Genomic DNA, 5,219 nt, shown 5'->3' on the forward strand with positions numbered 1-5,219 from the left:
TAAGCCTCACAGCGCCGATGGTACTGCAGGGGGGACCCTGTGGGAGAGTAGGACGCCGCCGAACAAATTTTGAAGAAAACCCCCGTGCCGGGGATACCGGTACGGGGGTTTTCTGCGTTTAGGGTCTTTGTTATGCGCTACGACCTGATTATTTTCGACAACGACGGTGTCCTCGTGGACAGCGAGCCGATCTCCAACACCTTGCTGGCCGCCTATCTCACCGAGCTCGGGCACCCCACCTCGTACGAGGACTCCCTGCGGGACTACATGGGCTCCGCGATGCACCGCATCCACGACCTCGTCCTGGAGCGCACCGGCCGGCGGCTGCCGGACGACTTCGACGACGTGTTCCACGCGCGGGTCTTCGCCGCCTTCGAAAGGGAGTTGAAGCCCGTTCCCGGTGCCGGCCAGGTGCTGGAGAAGCTGGCCGCGGACGGCGTGCCGTACTGCGTGGCCTCCTCCGGGAGCCATGAGCGGATCCGGGTCGGACACCGGACGACGGGGCTCGACCGGTGGTTCGACGAGGGGCGGGTCTTCAGCTCGCAGGACGTCGGGCGGGGCAAGCCGGCCCCCGATCTGTTCCTCCACGCAGCCGAGCGCATGGGCGTACGGCCGGAGAGGTGCGCCGTCGTCGAGGACAGTCCCCTGGGCGTCCAGGCGGCCAACGCGGCCGGGATGGACGTGTACGGGTTCACCGCCATGACACCGGCGGACCGGCTCACCGGTGCCACCCAACTCTTCTCCGACATGGGGGAGTTGGCTGACCTGCTGGTATGACGGCACCCATCGGCGGGCGCTGACATTTGTCATGCGGAGACCCGGACGATCGTTTCTGTCGGCGGGTGGGGTCCGACCGCGAAGCTGAGTACATCGAAACGGGACGTACACAGCGACGACGGAGGGACCCGATCATGAGCATCACCGCCACCGAGATCAGCACCGAAGAGACCGTCCGCTCCGACCGTGCGGGCACGGCCACCGCTCAGGAGGCCGCCGCCTCCAAGCCGAGCTTCCTGCCGCTGATCCTGGACGTGGCGGTGCCCGTCGGGTCGTACTACCTGCTCAAGAACGGGTTCGGGATGAGCACGATGGCGGCCCTCGGCTGGAGCAGCGTCGTCCCGGCCGTGCGCACCGTGTGGGGCGTGGTCAAGGAGCGCAGGTTCAACGCCCTCGCCGCGCTGATCCTGTTCGTGAACGTGGTCGGTCTCGCGCTCAGCCTGGTCGCCGGTGACCCCCGGCTGATGCTGGCGAAGGACAGCGGGGTCAGCAGCGCGATCGGGATCGGCATCCTGGTGTCCGTGAAGCTCGGACGGCCGATGATGACGCAGGGGATGAAGCCCTTCCTCGTGAAGGGCGACGCGGCGCGGGCCGCGGCCTGGGACCGGCTGGCGGCCGGCTCCGAGGCCTTCCGCAAGGCGGAGCGGACCTTCTCGCTGGTGTGGGGCACGGTCCTGCTCAGCGAGTGCGTCGCGAAGGTCGTGGGCGCCTACACGCTGCCGATCGACACCATGGTCTGGCTCGGCACGGTCGTCACCGTCGCCTCGATGGCCCTCGCCTTCTTCCTCAGCGGGCGCTTCGCCGTCGTCCCGATGGAGAAGATGCTGGAGCAGGAGCTCGCCGCCGGGTCCGGGACGCACAGCTGAAGCGTCCCGGGGGGCGGACCCGGACGGGTCCGCCGGGAAGACCTCGACGGTCCCTCCCCGAAGAGCTGAGCAAAATTCATCTTCAACTTGATCTACCCACCGGTAAGCCGGGGCCCTACGCTCGCCGCCATGACAGATGTGCTGCGGCGCGGTAGGGCCTCTTTGGCGTTCAGCTTCTTCGCCCAAGGCGCCGCCTTCGCGCTGCTCGTGACGCGTATCCCGGCCATCCAGGACCGGTACGGGATCTCCGACGCGCTCCTGCCGGTGTTCCTGGCCGCGGTCCCGGTCCTCGCCGGGGTGGGCAGCGTCACGACCGAGCAGCTGGTCAAGCGGATACGTCCCAGCCGCATCCTGCGGTGGTCGCAGCCGGTCGTGCTGCTGGCCCTGCTCGGTGTCGGCGCCGGTGACCAGCTCGTCGAGGTGGCCGTCGCCCTCGGTGCCTTCGGTCTCGCGGTCGGCGGGCTCGACGCCTCGATGAACATGCTCGGGGTGAGTCTCCAGCGGTCGTACGGGCGCAGCATCATGCTCGGTTTCCACGCCGCGTACAGCCTGGGCGGGATCGTCGGCGCCTCGCTCGCGTGGGCCGGGGCGCACTGGCACCTGTCGCTCTTCGTGTCGTACCTGCCGGTCGTGCTGGTGCTGCTGCCGCTGTGTCTGGTGGGCAGCCGGTGGTACGTCGACGGGGGCGCGGACGGCGAGGGGGAGGCGGAGGCCGGCGCCGGTGCGGGGCCGCTCGTCTTCAAGTTGCTGCTGCCGCTGTGCCTGGTGATGACGTTCGCCTACATCGGGGACTCGACGGTCTCCAACTGGAGCGCGAAGTACCTCAAGGACGTGCTGGGCAGCTCGGAGCAGACGGCGACCGTTCCGTACAACGTCTACATGGTGATGACGCTGGTGGGGCGGGCCGTCGGGGACTTCGGCGTGCGGCGGTTCGGGGCCGTGGCGGTGGTGCGGCTGGGTGCCGTGGTCGCCGCCCTCGGGTTCGGCGTGGTCGCGGTCGCGCCGGGGGCCGGGGTGGGCATGCTGGGCTTCACGCTGCTGGGGCTCGGGCTGTGCGTGATCGTGCCGCAGACCTTCGCGGCCGCGGGAAGGCTCTTCCCGGGGGCGTCGGACACGGCGATCGCGCGGCTGAACATCTTCAACTACGTCGGGTTCCTGATCGGCTCCCCGTTGGTGGGCGCGCTGGGCGACGCGTGGAACTACCGCGGGGCCATGCTCGTACCGATGGTGCTCGTCCTCGCGACCTTGGGGTACGCCCGCTCGTTCGAACCTCAACCGGACCGATACGGTGACGTGCATGAGCGGCCGCGCACAGCTGATGTGGGACGAGGCAGTAACGGGGTATGACTTCGGTCCGGACCATCCGATGGATCCGGTCCGGCTCCGGCTGACCCGGGGACTCGTCGACGCCTTCGGGCTCGATCGTGATGTCGCCGTCGTCGCGGCGAAGCCCGCCGGGGACTCGACCCTGCGGCTGGTGCACCGCGAGGACTACGTGGCGGCGGTCAAGGCCGCGTCCGCCGATCCCCGGTCGGCCGACCAGGCGTACGGCCTGGGTACCGAAGACGATCCCGCGTTCGCCGGGATGCACGAGGTGTCCGCGATGATCGCCGGGCAGTCCGTGGGGGCGGCGGAGGCGGTGTGGCGGGGGGACGCGCTGCACGCGGTGAACTTCGCCGGCGGGCTGCACCACGCGATGCCCGGCAGTGCTTCCGGGTTCTGTGTCTACAACGACGCGGCTCTCGCCATCGCCCGGCTGCTGGAGCTGGGCGCCGAGCGGGTCGCGTACGTCGATGTCGACGTGCACCACGGTGACGGTGTCCAGGCGGCCTTCTGGGAGGATCCGCGGGTTCTGACGATCTCGCTGCACGAGCATCCGCGGACGCTGTTCCCGCAGACCGGGTGGCCCGAGGAGACCGGGGCGGACAGCGCGGAGGGCTCGGCCGTCAACGTCGCGTTGCCGGCGGGCACCGGGGACGCGGGCTGGCTGCGGGCCTTCCACTCCGTGGTGCCCGAGCTGATCGCCGACTTCCGGCCGCAGGTGCTGGTCACCCAGCACGGCGCGGACACCCACTTCGAGGACCCGCTCGCGCACCTCGCCGTCTCGCTCGACGCGCAGCGGGCGGTGCAGGTCGCCTGTCACGACCTGGCACACGCGTACGCCGACGGGCGCTGGGTCGCGCTGGGGGGCGGCGGATACGCGGTGGTGGAGGTGGTGCCTCGCTCGTGGACGCATCTCGTGGCCGTCGCGGCGGGCCGTCCCCTCGAGCCGGAGACGGTGGTCCCGGAGAGCTGGCGGCAGGAGGTCTTCGCCCGCACGCGGCAGTTGGCGCCGATGCGGATGACGGACGGACGGTGGCCGGTGTCCTGGAAGGACTGGGAGGCGGGGTACGACCCGGCGGACCGCCTCGACCAGGCGATCGTGGCGACGCGCAAGGCCGTGTTCCCGCTGCGGGGGATGCTCCCGTAGGAGGTTCCCGCTGCGGGGATGCTCCCGTAGGCATCGTGCGCGTAGGCCTCGTGCGGGCCTTCCGGCCGTCGTCCTGGCGCTGATGACGCAGGCGCTGTCACCGCTGTCACCGGCAGCTCACCGGTGAGCCGTCGGTGAGCTGCCGGTGGGCCGCCGGTGACAGGAGGGACCACTAGGCCAACTGTGGGGCATAGTCCGCATTTCGTGCATCCGGCATCGGTGGATGCGCGAGCATCGCTGACGTGTTGAGCACCGGAGCTTTGCGTGCACACCTGCTGGCCGCCCGGCTGGCCGGGCCCGTGGCCACCTCGCGCGAGGAGAGCCTGCGCAGCTACCGGCTCTTCGCCGCCCGTGACCCCCGTGTGCTGCTCGGACTCGATCCCGAATGGACGTGGGGCCAGCGGGATCTGATCGAGTTGATGGCCGACAAATGCGGAGTCTCGGCTGATCCGTCGAACACTTCGGGGCATGATGTGATCGACCCGGAGCGGACCCTGGGGGCTCTCGACGCCTTCGCGGAACGGCTCGCCGAAGCGGCCCGTCACCGTCACCCCGTGCTTCTCGGCACGGGTCACCCGCACCGGCTGATCGATTTCTACGCCGCACTCGCGGACGCCCTGTCGGCGGCTGGATGTACCGTCCTCACCCCCGCGCAGGGTAGCTCTATCGACATAACGACCCGGTTCGGTCTACGCACGTACAACGTCGACTACGTACAAGGTGTCGCGCTGGTGCGCGAACCGGAGGCGGGGGCCGCCGGTCGCACGACCGGCGCACACACCCATTCACCCCTCCCGGTCCGGACCGTTCTGGCGGCCGCGGCGGAGGGTGGAGGACCCCTCCCGGAGCTGGTCATCGGAGACCACGGATGGGTCTGCGGTGCAGGTCAGTTGGGGTTCGACGCCATCGGGCTGGCCGATACGGACGATCCCGCGCTGTTCGTCGGGGAGGCGGAGGGGCGGGTGGCCGTCGCCGTTCCGTTAGATGACGCTGTGCGGTCTGATTACTACCGGCCGCTTACGCGCTATGTACTCGATCGGGCGTGTCTGTCACAGTAGGCGGCCGACGGCATCCCCTCTTCCCCACTCGCATCACCCGCCCCTACA

Annotated in this window: 5 protein-coding genes and 1 rRNA gene; all 6 read left to right on the forward strand. The window is 69.8% G+C overall.

The window, feature by feature from the left end:
• Positions 1–64 (forward strand): 5S ribosomal RNA (gene rrf, locus CW362_RS45875); the annotation flags it as partial.
• Positions 65–132: 68 nt separating this feature from the next.
• The gene (locus tag CW362_RS42305) at positions 133–777 is read left to right on the forward strand and encodes an HAD family hydrolase (RefSeq protein WP_103554891.1); all 645 of its coding nucleotides are present in this window, start codon (positions 133–135) and stop codon (positions 775–777) included.
• A 134-nt stretch (positions 778–911) separates the two neighbouring features.
• Positions 912–1,643 carry a VC0807 family protein gene (locus CW362_RS42310; RefSeq protein WP_240658345.1) on the forward strand — a complete coding sequence of 244 codons (732 nt, stop codon included), beginning with the start codon at positions 912–914 and terminating at the stop codon, positions 1,641–1,643.
• 129 nt (positions 1,644–1,772) lie between these two features.
• Positions 1,773–2,990, forward strand: a complete 1,218-nt coding sequence (locus CW362_RS42315; RefSeq protein WP_103554892.1) for an MFS transporter — start codon at positions 1,773–1,775, stop codon at positions 2,988–2,990.
• On the forward strand, positions 2,941–4,113 hold the full coding sequence (locus CW362_RS42320; RefSeq protein WP_103554893.1) for an acetoin utilization protein AcuC: 1,173 nt from the start codon (positions 2,941–2,943) through the stop codon (positions 4,111–4,113). The genes CW362_RS42315 and CW362_RS42320 overlap by 50 nt, the downstream gene beginning before the upstream one ends.
• A 242-nt stretch (positions 4,114–4,355) precedes the next feature.
• Positions 4,356–5,171, forward strand: a complete 816-nt coding sequence (locus CW362_RS42325; RefSeq protein WP_103554894.1) for a phosphatase — start codon at positions 4,356–4,358, stop codon at positions 5,169–5,171.
• The last annotated feature ends 48 nt before the right edge of the window (positions 5,172–5,219 follow it).

It is taken from the genome of Streptomyces populi (assembly GCF_002911015.1).
GTDB lineage: Bacteria > Actinomycetota > Actinomycetes > Streptomycetales > Streptomycetaceae > Streptomyces > Streptomyces populi.